This is a genomic window from Pseudomonas sp. BF-R-30 (genome assembly GCF_019956175.1).
Taxonomy (GTDB): Bacteria; Pseudomonadota; Gammaproteobacteria; order Pseudomonadales; family Pseudomonadaceae; genus Aquipseudomonas; species Aquipseudomonas jessenii.
The window spans coordinates 1-17,213 of sequence record NZ_JAHBDE010000053.1 but is presented as its reverse complement, the minus strand read 5'-3'; the positions used below and the strand labels follow the sequence as shown (position 1 = coordinate 17,213).

The 17,213-nt window shown below is 59.3% G+C and carries 13 protein-coding genes and 1 pseudogene; 8 read left to right on the top strand and 6 right to left on the bottom strand.

All coding sequences use genetic code 11. The features are described 5' to 3' along the window. Window positions 1–103: 103 nt before the first annotated feature. From KGB20_RS22790 to KGB20_RS22780, 3 genes are all read right to left on the bottom strand, one after another. Window positions 104–982: a phospholipase gene (locus tag KGB20_RS22790; protein WP_223533014.1), complete on the bottom strand. Its 879-nt coding sequence runs from the start codon at window positions 980–982 to the stop codon at window positions 104–106. Between the two features lie 190 nt (window positions 983–1,172). Further along, window positions 1,173–2,477: a glycosyltransferase gene (locus KGB20_RS22785; RefSeq protein ID WP_154946461.1), complete on the bottom strand. Its 1,305-nt coding sequence runs from the start codon at window positions 2,475–2,477 to the stop codon at window positions 1,173–1,175. Window positions 2,478–2,551: 74 nt separating this feature from the next. Then, complete coding sequence (locus tag KGB20_RS22780) at window positions 2,552–2,914, bottom strand: response regulator (RefSeq protein WP_150812983.1); 363 nt, start codon at window positions 2,912–2,914, stop codon at window positions 2,552–2,554. A 247-nt stretch (window positions 2,915–3,161) separates the two neighbouring features. On the opposite strand from KGB20_RS22780, the gene KGB20_RS22775 reads away from it, so the two are divergent. The 5 genes and pseudogenes from KGB20_RS22775 to KGB20_RS22755 all read left to right on the top strand — a co-directional run bounded on the left by KGB20_RS22775 (window position 3,162) and on the right by KGB20_RS22755 (window position 9,288). Next, window positions 3,162–6,653 carry a response regulator gene (locus KGB20_RS22775; RefSeq protein ID WP_154946460.1) on the top strand — a complete coding sequence of 1,164 codons (3,492 nt, stop codon included), beginning with the start codon at window positions 3,162–3,164 and terminating at the stop codon, window positions 6,651–6,653. Continuing rightward, a complete protein-coding gene (locus KGB20_RS22770) occupies window positions 6,653–7,486 on the top strand; it encodes a CheR family methyltransferase (protein ID WP_154946459.1) in 834 nt (277 codons plus the stop codon). Before KGB20_RS22775 ends, KGB20_RS22770 begins: the two co-directional genes overlap by 1 nt. Then, window positions 7,483–7,605: pseudogene (locus KGB20_RS22765) on the top strand (chemotaxis protein CheB); the annotation flags it as partial. The gene KGB20_RS22770 and the pseudogene KGB20_RS22765, both read left to right, overlap by 4 nt. A gap of 47 nt (window positions 7,606–7,652) precedes the next feature. Continuing rightward, window positions 7,653–8,834, top strand: a complete 1,182-nt coding sequence (locus tag KGB20_RS22760) for a hybrid sensor histidine kinase/response regulator (protein WP_223533012.1) — start codon at window positions 7,653–7,655, stop codon at window positions 8,832–8,834. Between the two features lie 76 nt (window positions 8,835–8,910). Beyond that, on the top strand, window positions 8,911–9,288 hold the full coding sequence (locus tag KGB20_RS22755; protein ID WP_057714773.1) for a response regulator: 378 nt from the start codon (window positions 8,911–8,913) through the stop codon (window positions 9,286–9,288). Window positions 9,289–9,292: 4 nt separating this feature from the next. On the opposite strand, the gene KGB20_RS22750 is transcribed toward KGB20_RS22755, so the two are convergent. The 3 genes from KGB20_RS22750 to KGB20_RS22740 all read right to left on the bottom strand — a co-directional run bounded on the left by KGB20_RS22750 (window position 9,293) and on the right by KGB20_RS22740 (window position 13,634). Further along, window positions 9,293–10,963, bottom strand: coding sequence for a response regulator (locus KGB20_RS22750; protein ID WP_154946458.1), 1,671 nt, complete (start codon window positions 10,961–10,963; stop codon window positions 9,293–9,295). Further along, window positions 10,960–12,462, bottom strand: a complete 1,503-nt coding sequence (locus KGB20_RS22745) for an ATPase domain-containing protein (protein ID WP_154946457.1) — start codon at window positions 12,460–12,462, stop codon at window positions 10,960–10,962. Before KGB20_RS22745 ends, KGB20_RS22750 begins: the two co-directional genes overlap by 4 nt. 116 nt (window positions 12,463–12,578) lie before the next feature. Next, complete coding sequence (locus KGB20_RS22740; RefSeq protein WP_150812988.1) at window positions 12,579–13,634, bottom strand: tetratricopeptide repeat protein; 1,056 nt, start codon at window positions 13,632–13,634, stop codon at window positions 12,579–12,581. A 215-nt stretch (window positions 13,635–13,849) separates the two neighbouring features. On the opposite strand from KGB20_RS22740, the gene KGB20_RS22735 reads away from it, so the two are divergent. The 3 genes from KGB20_RS22735 to KGB20_RS22725 are packed head-to-tail and all read left to right on the top strand — an operon-like array spanning window position 13,850 to window position 17,145. After that, on the top strand, window positions 13,850–15,985 hold the full coding sequence (locus KGB20_RS22735) for an FUSC family protein (protein WP_154946456.1): 2,136 nt from the start codon (window positions 13,850–13,852) through the stop codon (window positions 15,983–15,985). Continuing rightward, complete coding sequence (locus tag KGB20_RS22730; RefSeq protein ID WP_032829912.1) at window positions 15,975–16,175, top strand: DUF1656 domain-containing protein; 201 nt, start codon at window positions 15,975–15,977, stop codon at window positions 16,173–16,175. Before KGB20_RS22735 ends, KGB20_RS22730 begins: the two co-directional genes overlap by 11 nt. 4 nt (window positions 16,176–16,179) lie before the next feature. Beyond that, on the top strand, window positions 16,180–17,145 hold the full coding sequence (locus KGB20_RS22725) for an HlyD family secretion protein (RefSeq protein ID WP_154946455.1): 966 nt from the start codon (window positions 16,180–16,182) through the stop codon (window positions 17,143–17,145). Window positions 17,146–17,213: the final 68 nt, after the last annotated feature.

Sequence of the window (17,213 nt, the reverse complement as noted above, 5' to 3'; positions counted from 1 at the left end):
TGTAGAACCTTGCTGAAGGGCACCGATGCGATATTGATCAACTATGGTGCCTTAAGCGGACTCACTCAGCGAACAGCCGTCGGCTCTTCGCGCCGACAAGGCCCTAATGCGTTTTTACACACTCTGGGCCGTAAACGGCCTTCATGCTGCTGGCACTCCAGCAATAGCGGACAATTCTGGATTCATCGAAAAAGTCGGTATTGATGATGCTGCAACGCGTCACCCAGTCACGGGTGGTGTGGAACCAGTCATTGATCTCTTCTTTGATATCCCTTGGCCCGCCAAATACTGTGTACGTAGTTGCCGACAATGACCAAAAAAATGTCTCGTAAGGCGCATCTTCCAGCGTTTTTGCGATGTAGTTGCGCAGATCGCCCGAACTGGTGAATGGACTGTTGCGCCATTTGTGCGGGATGCGCGGCCAGAAGTAATCATCGTCCAGGCCGGGTTTGAACTGCGCCGCCATGACGATGCGCCGAAGAATACTGGAGCGCTTGAGCTCGCCCACGGCGGCATACCTGTCGGAGGGCAGGATGACCCGCTGTCCGAGTCGAAGCACAAGCAGATCGTTTAGCTTTTTATAATCGAAAGATTTGCCAGCATCGCTGAGTTCGTGAAAATCCAGTACGACGAATTCATCCGGGTTTCGATCAAGAAACGCCAACACTGCATCGATCAGTTCGTCCAGTACCCGACCTGATCGATGGCCACTGTGGTGAAAGTAAAAGACCGGGTCCGGATCTGTCGCGTATTGAAGACGAATATCGAAGACCCGTGCTCCATTGGCTAGTTGAAAGGCAAACGAATCGTTCTGGCACGTCGTCCAGTTGCCGGTCACATCGTCGACATTGGGGGCTTTTTTGTCCATGCCCGCGTTATGGGCGCAGGGCCAGACAATATCGGTGAGTTTTAATATGTCTACGTCGAGGATATTGCTCATCCAGTTCTGTTTGTAGAGAAATTCCGCGTTTCTAACCGTCATGGTGGATCCTTTGTCTGAGTGCACTGGCAAGTTCCAGGAAGTCCAAAACTAGCCGGGCTGACAAAAGCAGAGGTGCTATTTATGTACAGCGTCCTTGTGTCTTGATCATGTTAGCCACCCTGAAATGCAAAACGCCGACCTGATACAGCCAGTATCTTGTCGGCGTTTTTGTTGGGGATAAGGACGAGCCTTACAAGGCGTCTGCCTGGTTGCGGTTCTTCGCCTCGATCCATTGCGCCATATACTGGGTACTTTTGTGCTGATGATGGCGCAACATGCTGCCGGTGAAGTTATCGCGCCTGATGTGTGGCAGATTCCTTTGGCATTCGATCAGCCTTTCAATCAACGCAGGGCCATGGCTGGACTGCGGGTAGCGGCTGGCCAACAAGTGCCGGGCCTGCGCCTGGGCAGCCAGCCACTGAGTCTTGTCTTGATAAAGTTGCACGGCGCTGTCGGCGAACTCGCGCGCCGTACGGGTTACGGCACCGGGCCAGGGCTCTTCACCGTGCATGGCTTCTGCGCCGACCGGCGTGGTCACATTGGGCGTGCCGCAGAGCATCGCATCGACGATCTTGCCTTTGATACCTGCACCGAAACGCAGCGGTGCCAGGCACACCCGCGTTTTCGACATCACGTGCAAGGCATCTTCCGCCCAGTTCATCACATGAAAACCCTGTGCCGCGTTGTGCAGGGCGGTAGCCTTGGGCGGGGTATACGCGCCGTAGATGTGCAACTGCGCATCAGGCAGTAGCGCGCGAATCAGCGGCCAGATCGCGGTTTTCAGCCAGAGCACGGCATCCCAGTTGGGCGCGTGGCGAAAGTTGCCGATGTGCAGAAAATGCGCGCGATCTTCGTACTCTACTGGCGCGCTGGTCGGCAGATCGACCATCAACGGGCACCAGTGCAGCAGGTTGCGGGGAAACCTGAACTGCTCGACCAGCAATTCGACTTCCACTTCGGAAACCATCAGCGTCAAATCACAACGATAAAATGAGGCGATCTCGCGCTTCGCCAGATCGGTATCGGCCATGTGTTCGAACTCTTCGCGCGCCGCCGGGGCGAACAGTTCGTTGAAGTCATTGTTGTCGTCACTGGCCTTCAAACGCTCCTTGAGACGTTGATGCCGACCCAGCCTCAGGCTTTGCAGGTCGCAACTTTCGAGTACGCGCAAGGCATCGGGGCAATGTTTCTCGACCCGCCAGCCGAACTGTTCCTCCATCATGAATTGGTCGAACAACACGATATCCGGCGCCAGTTCGCTGATAAATGCGTCGAAACTGCTGTTGTTCAGTTCGATGGGTACTTCGTCAATACCCAACGCTGTCAGGTCTGCACGTTGCTCGCCGAAGCCTGCCGGGCTGCTGAACGTGATGTCCCAGCCCTGGTCCAGGAAAACGTCGAGAATCTGCATGACATGCCCGCTGGCCGCGGAAGAGCGGGGCTCGGGCCAGACGTAACCAATGACCAGGACTTTGGTTGCGCGGGGCTCAATCATGGACGGGATTTCCTTGAAGCGAAGACAGGACAGGGATGAAAAAGGCGCGCATTAAACCACAGCGCAGCGCAGCATCACTCGAGAATGCTTTTGACCTTGTCGCGCAACTGATCAATGGAGAAGGGTTTGCCGATCAGGTGCATGTCGTCGGCCACGTCGATGTTTTCGGCATAACCGCTGGCGAACAATATCGGAAGGGCTGGACGTAAAACTCTTGCTTCATTGGCCAGTTCGCGTCCGTCCATGACCGGCAGGCCAACATCGGTCATCATCAGGTCAATGTGTTGGTTCGCGTCCTTGAGCATCACCAGTGCCTGTTCGCTGCCATCGGCTTCCAGCACCTTGAATTCCAGTTCTTCCAGGACGTCGACGATCAGCATGCGCACGATGGCATCGTCTTCGACGACAAGGATGGTGGAGGCGTTGGCGGATGACATGGTCGAATTCCCGAAAAAGATTGGCATTGCCGGTCGCTGGAAATCACCGGCCTCTTGCATGAGTAAGTGGCGGATCCCGACAAGTTCCCTGCGCGATGGAAAAAGGATTGGCGGTACAGGCCAGGCAAGGATAACGCGGGAGCAGTGCAATGTAGGACCTTGCGCGCAAACATGTCAGATAATTGGATCAATTTGCCAGTTTTGGGGCAAACTCCTTGCATTCTGACAGTTCGACAAGGCCTGCCCCATGACCTCAGCGTCCTCGGTTGATGAGCAACGATTTCGTAAACTCCTGAGCCGTAACATCAGCCTGCCGTTGGGTCTGGGTCTTATCAGCGCTGTGTTTTTCGTGTCGCTGATCAGCTATTTGCTGTCGACCATCCAGTGGGTGGAGCACACCGACCGGGTGATCAATAACGCCAATGAAGCGGTCAAGCTGACCGTGGATCTGGAAACCGGGATGCGCGGTTTCCTGCTCAGTGGCGACGAGCATTTCCTCGATCCCTACGAAACCGCCAAGCCGCGCATCGCCGTCGCGCTCGACACCTTGCTTGAACTGACCGCCGACAACCCGGTGCAGACTGATCGCTTGCTACGGTTGCGGGCCTTGCAGCTGGAATGGACCAACTACGCGCAATCGATGATCGATTTGCAACGCAGCAGCGGTGATTATCGCGCCATCGTCAAGGCCGGACGCGGTAAGCGCCTGACCGATGAAATTCGCAAGCAGTTCGAGGCGGTGATCGACACCGAGCAACAGTTGCGCGCATCGCGCAATGACGAAGTGCGCGGCACCACCATCATGAGCATCAGTCTCTACCTGTTGTTCATAGCCGGGGTCAGCGGGTTGCTGGCGTACGTCGGGCGCCGCGATTTGTTGACCCTGTCGCAGAACTACAGCGTCAACCTTGCCGCCCAACAGGCCAGCGCCCATCGTCTGGAGCAACAGGCCTGGCTGCGTAACGGCCAGACCGAGCTGGCCGAGCAGGTGCTGGGACAATTGAGCCTGAGCATGCTGGGTCGCAATATCCTGCAATTCTGCGCGCAGTACCTGGGCACCGCCGTGGCGGCTATTTATGTGCGCGAAGACCATGGCGGCCTCAAGCGCATCGCCACTTATGGTTTTTCCCGTGAACAGGAAGGGCGTGAACAGCAGATCTACAGCGAAGAAGGCATTGTCGGCCAGGTGGCGCAACAGGCACGGCTGATTCGCCTGGACGAGGTGCCGGGAGATTACTTCAAGGTCAGCTCCGGCCTCGGTGACGGTCTGCCGTGCAGTGTGCTGGTGGTGCCAACCAGCGACGACGAGCGGGTCAATGGCGTGATCGAGTTGGGCTTTCTGCGTCCACTGACCGACCGTGACGTTGAATTGCTTGAGCTGATTGCCGGCAACATCGGCACCTCGATCGAGGCGGCACGCTATCGCCAGCGTTTGCAGGAGGTGTTGGCCGAAACCCAGCAACTCAACGAAGAATTGCAGGTTCAGCAGGAAGAACTCAAGACCGCCAACGAAGAGCTCGAAGAGCAGTCGCGGATTCTCAAGGAGTCCCAGGCGCACCTGGAAACCCAGCAGGTGGAGCTGGAGCAGACCAACGAACAACTCGCCGAGCAGGCAGAAGTACTGGCCGAGCAGCGCGACGCCATGGACCTGAAGAATACCGAACTCAATCAGGCCCAGATCCAGCTCGAAGAACGCGCGGTAGAATTGCAGCGCTCGAGCAAGTACAAGTCCGAATTCCTCGCCAACATGTCCCATGAACTGCGCACGCCGCTGAACAGCTCGTTGATCCTGGCCAAGCTGCTGGCGGAAAACCCGGAAGAGAACCTCACTGCCGAGCAAGTCCAATTCGCCGAGTCGATCTACTCCGCCGGCAACGACTTGCTCAACCTGATCAACGACATTCTGGATATTTCCAAAGTCGAGGCCGGCAAGCTGGAAATCCGTCCGGAGAACACCAGCGTGGCGCGCCTGGTGGATGGCCTGCACGGCCTGTTCCAGCCATTGGCCACGGACAAGCAACTGGATTTCCGGGTGGATATGCAGGACGGTGCGCCGTTGATGCTGTTCACCGACCGCCAGCGTCTGGAGCAAGTGCTCAAGAACCTGCTGTCCAACGCGGTGAAATTCACGGAAAACGGCAGCGTCAGCCTGTCCGTCGCCACGGCGCCGAATCACGGCATCGCGTTCAGCATCCGCGATTCCGGGATCGGCATCGAGGTGGATCAGCACGAAAGCATCTTCGAAGCGTTCCGTCAGGCCGACGGCACCACCAATCGGCGTTACGGCGGCACCGGGCTGGGGTTGTCGATTTCCCGTGACCTGGCGGCCTTGCTCGGCGGCTCCATCAGCGTGACCAGCACGCCGGGACAGGGCAGTGTGTTTACCCTGGTCTTGCCACAGCAGTACGTGGAACCGGGCGAAGTGCCTGTCGAACCGATGCGAGCCGTTCCTGTGGCGGCTGTGTCGAGTGTATCGCCGCCCATGTTGTCGCCATTGGTGGCCGAAGTCGACATTCCGCGCTTCGACGACGACCGCAACAAAGGGCCGTTCACCAAACGCTGCATTCTGGTGGTAGAGGATGAGCCGAACTTTGCGCACATCCTCTACGACCTGGCCCATGAACTGGGTTATCAGTGCCTGGTGGCTCACGGCGCCGACGAAGGCTACGACCTGGCCAAGGCGTTCATCCCCGATGCGATCCTGCTGGACATGCGCCTGCCGGATCATTCCGGCCTGAGCGTGCTGCAACGTTTGAAGGAACACGCCGAAACCCGGCACATCCCGGTGCATGTGATTTCGGTCGAAGACCGGGTCGAGGCGGCGATGCACATGGGCGCCATCGGCTACGTGGTCAAACCGACCACCCGCGAGGAACTCAAGGATGTGTTTGCACGCCTTGAGGCCAAGTTGACCCAGAAGGTCAAGCGCGTGCTGCTGGTCGAGGACGACGACGTGCAGCGCGACAGCATTGCCCGCCTGATCGGCGACGATGACATCGAGATCACCGCTGTTGGCCTGGCGCAGGAGGCGCTGGACCTGCTGCGCTCATCCGTCTTCGATTGCATGATCATCGACCTCAAGCTGCCCGACATGCTCGGCAATGACCTGCTCAAGCGCATGTCCACCGAAGACATCTGTTCCTTTCCGCCCGTCATCGTCTATACCGGGCGCAACCTGACCCGGGATGAAGAGGCCGAACTGCGCAAGTATTCGCGTTCGATCATCATCAAGGGCGCACGCTCGCCGGAGCGGTTGCTGGATGAGGTGACGCTTTTTCTGCACAAAGTCGAATCACGGTTGTCCCATGAACGGCAGAAGATGCTCAAGGTCGCCCGCAGCCGCGACAAGGTCTTCGAAGGCCGCAAGGTGCTGCTGGTGGATGACGATGTGCGCAACATTTTCGCCCTCACCAGCGCGCTGGAGCAAAAGGGCGCAGTCGTGGTCATTGGCCGCAACGGCCGCGAAGCGATTGAACGATTGAATGAGGTGCAAGACATCGATCTGGTGTTGATGGACGTGATGATGCCGCAAATGGATGGTTTTGAAGCCACCGTTGAAATCCGCAAGAATCTGCGCTGGCGCAAGCTGCCGATCATCGCCGTGACGGCCAAGGCCATGAAGGACGATCAGGAGCGCTGCCTGCAGGCCGGCGCCAACGATTACCTGGCCAAGCCCATCGACCTCGATCGCCTGTTTTCGCTGATTCGTGTGTGGTTACCGAAGATGGAACGTATCTAGTGGAGCGCAATTTTTCAGTGGATCGAAACAGCGAAATCGAACTGCGGTTGTTGATCGAGGCGATCTATCTCAAGTACAGCTACGATTTTCGCGATTACTCCGGCGCTTCGATCAAACGCCGGGTCGACCATGCGTTGAGTCAGTTCGAGTGCAACACCATCTCGGCGTTGCAGGAAAAGGTCCTGCACGATCCCGCCGCGTTCATGCAACTGCTGCAGTTGCTGACCATTCCGGTCAGCGAAATGTTTCGCGATCCCTCGCACTTCCTGGCCATCCGCAAGGAAGTGGTGCCGCTGCTGCGAACCTACCCTTCGATCAAGATCTGGATCGCCGGATGCAGCACCGGTGAAGAGGTGTATTCGATGGCCATTTTGCTGCGCGAAGAAGGCCTGCTGGACCGTACCATCATCTACGCCACCGACATCAATCCGCGCTCGCTGGAAAAGGCCAGGCAAGGGATTTTCTCGATGGAGAACGTCCGCGCCTACACTGCTAATTACCAGCAGGCCGGTGGCCAGAGTTCGTTTGCCGACTACTATACGGCGGCCTATGGGTACGCGATTTTCGACAAGACCCTGCGCGAGAACGTGACCTTCGCCGATCACAGCCTGGCGACGGACAGCGTATTCTCCGAAACTCAATTAATTTCATGCCGTAACGTACTGATTTATTTTAATAAAAGTCTTCAAGGTCGGGCGTTCGGGCTGTTTCATGAGTCCCTCTGCCATCGCGGTTTCCTGGTGCTGGGCAGTAAGGAAACCCCGGATTTCTCAGCCTTCGGCGATCAGTTCGAGCCGCTGGTCAAACAAGAACGGATCTATCGAAAATCATGAAAAGTGCAACGAAAATTCCGGCTATCGAAGCGATCGTGATCGGTGCCTGCGCCGGTGGCGTCGAGGCGCTGTTGAACATCCCCGGCCCGCTGCGCGAAGGCTATGCACTTCCGATCATTTCTGGACACGGCATCGGCCGTCTGCTTGTCGAGCTGGAACGAATCGCATGCTGAGTAATATCCAGGCCAAACTGCTGATCGTGGACGATCTGCCGGAGAATCTGTTGGCGCTCGAAGCGCTGATCAAGCGTGAGGACCGCATTGTGTACAAGGCGCTGTCCGCCGACGAGGCCTTGTCCCTGCTGTTGCAACACGAATTCGCCTTGGCCATCCTCGATGTGCAGATGCCCGGCATGAATGGCTTCGAGCTGGCCGAGTTGATGCGCGGCACGGAAAAAACCAGGAACATCCCGATCGTTTTCGTCAGCGCCGCCGGGCGTGAACTCAATTACGCCTTCAAGGGCTATGAAAGCGGTGCCGTGGATTTCCTGTACAAACCGCTGGACCTCCAGGCGGTCAAGAGCAAGGTCAATGTGTTCGTCGACCTCTATCGCCAGAGCAAGGCGATGAAGGAACAAGTGCTGGCCCTTGAGCAAAGTCGCCGCGAACAGGAGACCCTGCTCAAGCGATTGCAAAGCACTCAACTGGAACTGGAGCAGGCGGTACGCATGCGCGATGACTTCATGTCCATCGTCGCCCACGAAGTGCGCACGCCGCTCAACGGCCTGATCCTTGAAACCCAGTTGCGCAAGATGCACCTGGCCCGGGACAACTCCGCCGCCTTCACCCTGGACAAGATGCACGCGATGGTCGACCGCGACGAGCGGCAGATCAAAAGCCTGATTCGATTGATTGAAGACATGCTCGATGTCTCGCGCATTCGCACCGGAAAGTTGTCTATCCGGCCCAAGCGCTTTGACCTTTCAACGCTGGTTCGCGAGCTGTTGCACAACTTTTCCCAGCAGATCGACGCCGCCGAAGCGTCGGTCTCGCTCGATGCCACTCAACCGGTGATCGGAAACTGGGACGAGGTTCGAATTGAACAGGTCATTTCCAACCTGCTGACCAACGCCTTGCGCTACGGGGCCAAGAGCCCGATCTCGGTGAAAGTCTACAGTGAAGGTGGCCAGGCGTTGGTGGACGTGCAGGATCGAGGGATTGGCATCAGCGAGGAAAACCAGAAGCGGATCTTCCAGCAGTTCGAGCGGGTATCGGCCAGGCACGCCGTCGCCGGGCTGGGCCTGGGATTGTTTATTTCAGAGCAGATTGTGGCCGCCCATGGCGGTACTATTACCGTCCAGAGCAGGATCGGCGAAGGCGCCTTGTTTCGCGTTTGTCTGCCGCTGTAGGAAAACAACCGGATAAACGCAACCTCTGGTCGACCCCACGGTCTATCAGCAGCAATTGACCGAGCAAAGGCTTCCCATGAGCGAAGATGCACAAGATGTAGTACTCGTCGTCGAGGACGATCCCTCGATTCTGATGGTGCTGTCCGCTTATCTGTCGGGCGAGGGTTACCGCGTATTGCAGGCCGAAAACGGCGAGCAGGCTTTCGAAATCCTGGCGAGCAAACCGCACCTGGACATGATGATCACCGACTTCCGCCTGCCCGGAGGAATCTCCGGTGTACAGATCGCCGAGCCCGCGGTGAAACTGCGACCGGAACTCAAGGTGATCTTCATCAGTGGCTATGCCCAGGAAATCCGCGAGACCGACAGCCCGATTACGCACAAGGCACCGATCCTGGAAAAACCTTTCGATCTGGATAAATTGCAGGAATTGATGCAGGACATGCTTTCGTAAGCCTTCAGGCCCTGATCATCTCCCTGACCTTCGCCGTCAACAGGTCGAAGGTAAACGGCTTGGTGATCATCTGCATGCCCGGATCGAGGAACCCGCCACGCACCGCGGCGTGCTCGGCGTAGCCGGTGATGAACAGCACCCTCAGCTCGGGACGCAACTGCCGGCCGATTTCCGCCAGTTGCCGGCCATTCATACCGGGCAAGCCGACATCGCTGATCAGCAGGTCGATGCGCTGGGCCGAATCGAGTATCGGCACAGCGCTATCGCCATCACAAGCCTCGACGTAGGCATAACCCAGATCGCTCAACACCGTGCTGACCAGCACCCGCACCGCCGGATCGTCCTCGACAATCAACACCGTCTCGCCACTCCTGGCCAAAGGTGACTGTTCGACGTCCAATGGATGGTCCCGGGGCAGGTCTCCACCGAAGCGTGGCAGGAACAGGCTCACCGTGGTGCCTTCGCCCACGACGCTTTGGATGGCGACGTGACCTCCCGATTGTTTGCTGAAACCATAGATCATTGATAACCCCAGCCCGGTGCCTTGGCCGATGGGCTTGGTGGTGAAGAAGGGGTCGAAGGCGCGGTTGATGGTGCTTTGCGGCATGCCACAGCCGGTGTCCGTCACGCAGAGCACCACATAGTCACCCGCATCGAGATTGCCCTGGCCTTGGGTGAAATCCTCGTCAAAGTGCTGGTTCGATGTCGAGACCACCAGACTGCCGCCATTGGGCATGGCATCGCGGGCATTGATCACCAGGTTGAGCAGGGCGCTTTCCAGTTGATTGGGGTCGGCTTGGGCCACCCACAGGTGGTCGTCCAGTTGCATGTCCAGACGAATGGTTTCGTTGATGCTGCGTTGCAGCAGTTCATCCATGGAGATCACCAGGGTGTTCATCTCCACGGGTTTCGAATCCAGCGACTGGCGCCGGGAAAACGCCAGCAGGCGGTGGGTCAGGCCCGCCGCGCGATTGGCCGAAGTCACCCCCAGATCGATCAGGCTGTCCAGGTCTTCGGTTCGCCCCCGGGCCAGGCGTCGACGCAACAACTCCAGGCTGCCGATGATACCGGTCAGCATGTTGTTGAAGTCATGGGCGATGCCGCCGGTGAGCTGGCCGACGGCCTCCATTTTCTGCGACTGGCGCAACGCTTCCTCGTTGTGACGCAGTTGCGCGGTGCGCTCTTGCACCTGCTGTTCAAGGGTTTCGAGGGTGTTCTGCAGGCGTAATTCGCTCTGGCTCAGGTCAATCAACCGATCCCTGGCTTCGTACTGTCGTCGCCGCCCGCGCAGGGCCGTGGTGACCAGGCTGATCAGTGTGACCGGGTGAAATGGTCGTTCGAGGAAGGTCACGTTGCCCAATTGCGGGCCGAAGCGCGATGCCGGGTTCTGTTGCGGGCCGCCATGGTGTGTCATCAACACGATCGGCAGATCCGACCACGCGGGCTGCTGTTCTATCAGGTGGATCAGCGGTTCCAGATCAGCGCCCAACAATGCCTCGCAAGAGATCAGCAGCAGGCCGGCACCCTGTTCCAGTTCGGCGCACAATCCGGGCAGGTCGGGGCTGATCACCCCGTGAAACCCGGCCTCGTTGAGCATCATCAGGGCGATCTGGCCGTCGCGCCCTCGCGGTGCAAGGATGATTGCGCGCTCGGACGTCGCTTGCATGTCCGTCACGGGATTTCGTCCGCGAGCAACGGGTTGCTGGCGCCGAGATACGTGGGTACGCCGCGCAATACGCCCTGAAAGGCTTCCAGGGGCTCGCCGATGGTCATGCCCCGGGCGCTGATGCGGTATTCACGGATGGTCGACTCATGGCTGCCGGTACGTTTCTTGATGATCGAAATGGCCCGGCGCACCTTGCCCAGTGCTTCGAAGTAACGCAGCAGAATGACTGTGTCGGCCAGGTAGGTGATGTCGACCGGTGTCTGCATGTCGCCGACCAGGCCGTGCTGGGCGACCGTCATGAAGGTCGCGGCGCCCTGGCGATTGAGGTACAGCAGTAGCTCGTGCATGTGCAGTACCAAGGCGTTCTCTTCCGGCATCGCCGCCTGATAGCCGTTGATGCTGTCGATCACCACGGTCTTGATATTGCCTTCGTCCACGCAGCGCCGGACCCGGTGGGAGAACTCGCCGGGGGACAGTTCGGCCGCGTCCACTTGTTCGATCAGCAAATTGCCGCTGTCTAGCAGGGCCTGCAAATCGATGCCGATGTTCTTCATGCGCTCGAACAACAACCCCAACTCTTCATCGAAAATGAATAGCGCGGCTTTTTCGCCCCGGGCCACGGCCGCGGCGGCGAACACCATGGCGATCAGCGATTTGCCGGTCCCCGCCGGGCCGAGAATCAAGGTGCTGGAACCCGTCTCGATACCGCCGCCCAGCAGCGCATCCATTTCCCGGATGCCGCTGGTCAATTGCTGACGCAGGTATTGACCGCGATGTTCGGCGGCCACCAGGCGCGGGAATACACGCACGCCATCGCCCGTGATGGTGAAGTCATGGAAGCCGCCGCGGTACTTCTGGCCGCGGTACTTGACCACGCGGATGCGACGTCGCTCGGCGCCGTAGTTCGGGGTCAATTCTTCCAGGCGAATCACGCCGTGGGCCACGCTGTGCACGGTTTTGTCCAGGGACTCGGCGGTCAGGTCATCGAGCAGCAACACCGTGGCGTCGTAACGCACGAAATAATGCTTGATGGCCAGTATCTGCCGACGGTAGCGCAGCGAACTTTGTGCCAGCAGGCGAATCTCGGAAAGGCTGTCCAGGACAACGCGGGTCGGCTTGACCCGCTCGACCACCTCGAAGATCTGGCGGGTGGCTTCGCCCAGTTCCAGGTCGGAGGAATAGAGCAGTGTCTGCTGCTGTTCGGCATTGAGCAGGTTTTCCGGGGGCGTCAGTTCGAAGATATGGACGTTTTCGTCCATCTCCCAGCCATGGGACAAGGCGCCCTGGCGCAGCTCGCGTTCGGTTTCAGAGAGCGTGATGTACAAGGAGCGTTCGCCGGCTTGCGCGCCTGCCAACAGGAAGTGCAGCGCCACGGTGGTCTTGCCGGTGCCCGGCTCGCCTTCGAGCAAAAACACATGTCCGCGGGACAGTCCGCCATCGAGGATATCGTCCAGACCTTCGATACCGGTGGCGGCCTTGTCTCGGTTCAAATCGTTGGATAGAGACAAACAAGCGTCCTCATATGGCCAGGTTCAACGAGGCAGTTGCTGCGAAGTGCCACAACGGGCTGCCTGTTCACTTGACCCTTGGCCAGGACGACGGTTCAACGAAATTTCAGTCGGGGTCAAAGCCCTTGTTGCAACGCCGGATCATCGGGGTTCATCTGTTCGAGTTGGGCCAACAGAATCTGCACGTTTTGCAGTTGCCCGCTTTCCTTCCAGTAGTTGATCAGCAGCACCCGGGCCTTGCGATCGTTCGGATGGCGCTGAACGATTTCCTGCAACTGTTTCTGCGCCGCTTCGAGCTCCTGCTCACTGTGCAACGTGGTGGCCAGGTCGTAGCGGTAGTCCCGGTTATTGGGCTCAAGTTCAACGGCCTTGGACAGGCCGAGCAGGGCGAATTCGCTTTGCTCGTGATGCAGCAGCCAGAGCCCCAACGCGTGTTGCAGGTAGGCCGAGTTGGGTTGTGCCTGCAGTTGCCTGGCCAACAGTTGCCGGGCAGCGTCGTTCTGGCCCTGTTTATCCAGCACTTCGATTTGCAGTACCAGCGCCGGCAGGTTGTCCGGCGCCAGGCGCAGGGTGTTGTCCAGCGCCTGTTGCGCTTGCTTGAGCTCGGCGTTGTGCAAGTGCAGTCGGGCCAGTTGGTATTGGTTTTCGGCACTTTGCGGTGCGCTCTTGAGCACTTGCTCCCAGGCATCGATGGCTTGTTCCAACGGCCCGAAATACAAACCCAGTTCATCCGGGGACAACCCCAGCAGCGCGTTGATCGCCGCCAGCCGCACGCTTTGTTCGCTGTCATCGAGCAATGGCCCCAGCAGCAGACTGCGCTGACCGTTCGGTACCAGGCCGCTGATGCTTTTGATCGCCGCGATACGCACCTCGGGCGACTCGTTCTGCAAGTCGGCATCCGCCAGCTTCAGGGCCACCGAGCTTGGATAGTTGGGCAGCTCGGCATGCAACCCGATACGACGTTTGGGGGACAGGTCCGGACGGGCCAATTGCTGATAGAGCACCCGCGCCGCACCCGGTTGGCCGGCCCTGGCAGCCGCCAGCGCTTCGCTGTAGCCGTGCTGGATGGCTTCGGGAACCACCGGGGTAGTATCGCGCAGGGAAAACCAGACACCGCCGATGACGAGCAGGGCGAAGAGGCTGATAAACAGAAGGCGGCGGGACTTGGGCATGCAGGAATCCGGAAGCTGGCAAGCTTTTGCAAAGGCGCAAGCTTCGGTCAGGCCAGGCTTTGAGTCAAACCTTGACGACGCTCACTGACGATTCAAACCGTTGAACAGCCCTTCAGCCGACATTCCTCGGGCCGGCAAGCTGCGTCGATGGCAAAACCTCTCGAGGCACCGCAGCAGTGACTACGCTTGCTGGAGGTGTCTCGACGGGTGTTCCCATGCAAGCGTTGTTGCAATACTTCAAGGCGATTTTCAACCCCGGCCCCGGGGTGTTGCTGTTTGCCTTGCGAACCATCGCGGCCGGGTTGTTGACCCTGTACCTGGCGTTTTTGTTCGATCTGGACCAGCCCAAGTGGTCGATCATGGCCGTGGTCATCATCAGCCAGCCACTGGCTGGCATGGTGCTGGCCCGCAGTTTTGGCCAGGTGATCGGCACCACGCTGGGGGCGGCCGTGGCGGTGTTGATCATGGCGATCTTTCCCCAGGCACCGCTGCCGTTCATCGCCACCCTGGCGTTGTGGCTGGCGCTGTGCACAGCCGGTGGCACCTTGTTGCGCTACACCAGCTCCCAGGCGTTTGTCCTTAGCGGCTACACCGCCGTGGTGGTGGCCTTGCTGGCGGTGCCGGATCAGGGCGGCATGTTTTTGCTGGCGGTGACCCGCGTCACGGAGACGCTGCTGGCGGTTGCCTGTGTGTGCGTGGTCAGCCTGCTCACCGCCAGGCCTGAAGCCGTGGCCCGGGATTACTTCGCCAAAATCGACCAAATCACCCGGTTGCTGGCCACCCACGCCAGCGCCGTCATTCGCACCGAAGAGAGCGAAGCCGAATTCCAGCAGCGGCAAATGCAGCTGCTGGGCCAGATCAGTGGCCTGGAGGGCGTGCGCCGGCACATGTATTTCGATGCGCCACGGTTACGCAGTGCCAACGGTCTGGTGCAACTGCTGGGCAACCAATTGGTGCTGTTGACCGCGCGGCTGACCGCCTTGCGCCACCAGCGGCTGTTGTTGACCGAGCGCTGGGAGGGCGAGTTGCCTGAAGAGATTCAACGGCTGCGTGCCGAAGAGCTGGCCTTTCTCGATGAACTGGCGCGGGAGGGGCGTTCGCTGTCCAGTGAAAAGCGCCATCATTTCACATCGCTGCAACAACGCTTTGATGAGCTGGCCTACAGGGCCGAACAATTGACCGAGCCGCTGCCGGCCACCTTGCGTTCGCTGGCCTGGTCGCTGCGCTGGGAGCAGGCGCGGCTGTTGCAGCAGCTTGAACAGATTTTGGAGCTGAGCGATGCCATCCAGAGCGGGCGACCCGCCAGCAGCGTGTTTCGCGGGCGGGAAAATCCGCTGCATCTGGACTTCACCCTGGCGACGATGAATGCCGTCCGGGCCTTTAGCGCGCTGTTGATCGCCGGCCTGATCTGGATCGAAACCGGCTGGGACGGTGCGCGAGCCGGGATGGTGCTGGTGGGCATCCTTTGCTCGCTGATGTCGACGTTTCCCCGACCGCTACTGGCTGTTCAAAGCTATGCCAGGGGATTCGGGCTGGCACTGGTGGCCTCGGCGCTCCTTCAGTTCATGTTTGTGCCGATGATCAGCAATTTCGAGATGCTTGCCTTGCTGCTGGCGCCCTTGCTCTACGCCGTAGCGGTGGGGCTGGCCAGTCCACCCACCACAGGTACCGGGATTGGCCTGGGGCTCACGACGTTTTTGTTGCTTGGCCCGTTGAATGTGGGGATTGGTCAAAACACCGCGAGCCAGTGGTTCGAGTTTGCCGGTGCCTATACCTGTGCGACCGTGCTGGCTTTGAGTGTCTATGCGCTGATCTTTCCGTTCAGGCCGGATTTTCGCATGCGCCGGCTCTACAAAGAGAACTGCGAGCAGGTGTACGCCTTGCTGAAAACGTCGGCGAGCGATGAACAGCAGTTTGCGTTCGAGAGCCGTATGGTTGACCGCCTGACCATGATGTTGGGGCTACTGCCGGCGACCCGGGAGCCACAATCGCGCGAGCTGTTTCAAGTCAGCCTGGCCTGCATGGCATTGGGTATCGCCTTGAATCAGCTGCGGCAGCAAGGGCAGAACAACGCACTGCTGAGTCCGGATCTGCAACGTCGCCTGTTTTCGACAGTCCGGGAAACGGGCAGGCTGGTTGCCGGTCGGCCCGGGGTCGAAGTGGTGCAGGTGCTTGATAGCCTCCACACCTTGGGCGACGACCTGGATGCCCTGCACACCGATGTTCACGAGCACCTGTGGTCGGTGTTCCGCATGCGTGTGGCACTGCTGATCGTGGTGTCGTTCGTGGAACGCTATCGCGGCCACTTTCAACCCTCAGGCCTTGAAGGAGAACCTGTCCTTGCCCATTGATCTGGAAGTGGGTGGTGCCTATCTGCCCCCGATTGCCCAGGCGCTGCTGCTGGGCTTGCCGATTTTCCTGTTGCTGGACTGGACATTGCGGCGCCTTGGCGTGCTGCAGTTTGTCTGGCACGAGGCGTTGTTCGAAGGCGCGTTGTACGCCTGCGTCTGCGCCACGTTGATTCTGGTCATGGGAGCCTGAAGCCTTGAAGAACATCTTTTCCCGACTCACGACGGTGGCGGTGGTAATGCTGGCCTTCATCCTGGGCTGGTTCGCCTGGGAGCATTACACCCGCGCACCCTGGACCCGGGATGCCCGGGTGCGTGCCGATGTGGTGAGCTTGTCCGCCGACGTTTCGGGGCGAATCGTCAGCCTGGCCGTGCAGGACAACCAACGTGTGAGCAAAGGCCAGGCGCTGCTGGAGATCGATCCGGCGCGTTACACCCTGGCGGTGGAGCATGCCAAGCGCGCGGTGGAGGTGGCGAAAGCCTCGCTAGGGCAGGCCCAGGCGGCGATTATCTCCAGCGAAGCGTTGCTCAAACAACGTCAGAGCGAGGAGCAGCGCCGGCGCACGCTCAAGGATCGCTCAGCGATTTCCGGTGAAGAGTGGGAGAAAGCCAGCACCGACGTGTCGGTGGCCCAGGCCGACTTGATGCGTAATCAGGCCAGTCTGGTGTTGGCCCAGGCCAACGTGCAACTGGCCATCGCGGCATTGACCCAGTCCGAGCTCGACTTGCAGCGTACCCATGTCGTCTCCCCGGTGACCGGTTATGTCACCAATCTGCTGACCCGGGAGGGTGATTACGCCTCGGCTGGCGGCCCATTGTTGGCGCTGGTGGACAGCGAGTCGTTCTATGTCAGCGGTTACTTCGAAGAAACCAAGTTGCCGCGGATCGGAGAGGGCGACCGGGTCAAGATCGAGTTGATGAGTGGCGAAACGTTCGGCGGCAAAGTGCAGAGCATTGCCTTCGCCATTGCCGACCGGGAAAACCTGCCGGGCGGCCGTCTGCTGGCCAGCATCAACCCCAGCTACACCTGGATCAAACTGGCGCAACGGGTGCCGGTGCGGATCGAGATCGATGCCGACTATGCCGGTAAAGACAAATTGCGCGCCGGGACCACCGCGACGGTGACCGTCCTGGAACACCACAAATCCAAAGACCAGCACTGACCCCACCCTGTGGGAGCGGGCTTGCTCGCGAAGGCGGTATATCAGTAGACATATGTATTGCCTGACAC

Coding starts and splice junctions, on each gene's coding strand:
- KGB20_RS22755 (WP_057714773.1), top strand. CDS start 8,911: ATGAGCGAAGATGCACAAGATGTAGTACTCGTCGTCGAGGACGATCCC.
- KGB20_RS22740 (WP_150812988.1), bottom strand. CDS start 13,634: ATGCCCAAGTCCCGCCGCCTTCTGTTTATCAGCCTCTTCGCCCTGCTC.
- KGB20_RS22780 (WP_150812983.1), bottom strand. CDS start 2,914: ATGTCATCCGCCAACGCCTCCACCATCCTTGTCGTCGAAGACGATGCC.
- KGB20_RS22790 (WP_223533014.1), bottom strand. CDS start 982: ATGACGGTTAGAAACGCGGAATTTCTCTACAAACAGAACTGGATGAGC.
- KGB20_RS22735 (WP_154946456.1), top strand. CDS start 13,850: ATGCAAGCGTTGTTGCAATACTTCAAGGCGATTTTCAACCCCGGCCCC.
- KGB20_RS22785 (WP_154946461.1), bottom strand. CDS start 2,477: ATGATTGAGCCCCGCGCAACCAAAGTCCTGGTCATTGGTTACGTCTGG.
- KGB20_RS22775 (WP_154946460.1), top strand. CDS start 3,162: ATGACCTCAGCGTCCTCGGTTGATGAGCAACGATTTCGTAAACTCCTG.
- KGB20_RS22760 (WP_223533012.1), top strand. CDS start 7,653: ATGCTGAGTAATATCCAGGCCAAACTGCTGATCGTGGACGATCTGCCG.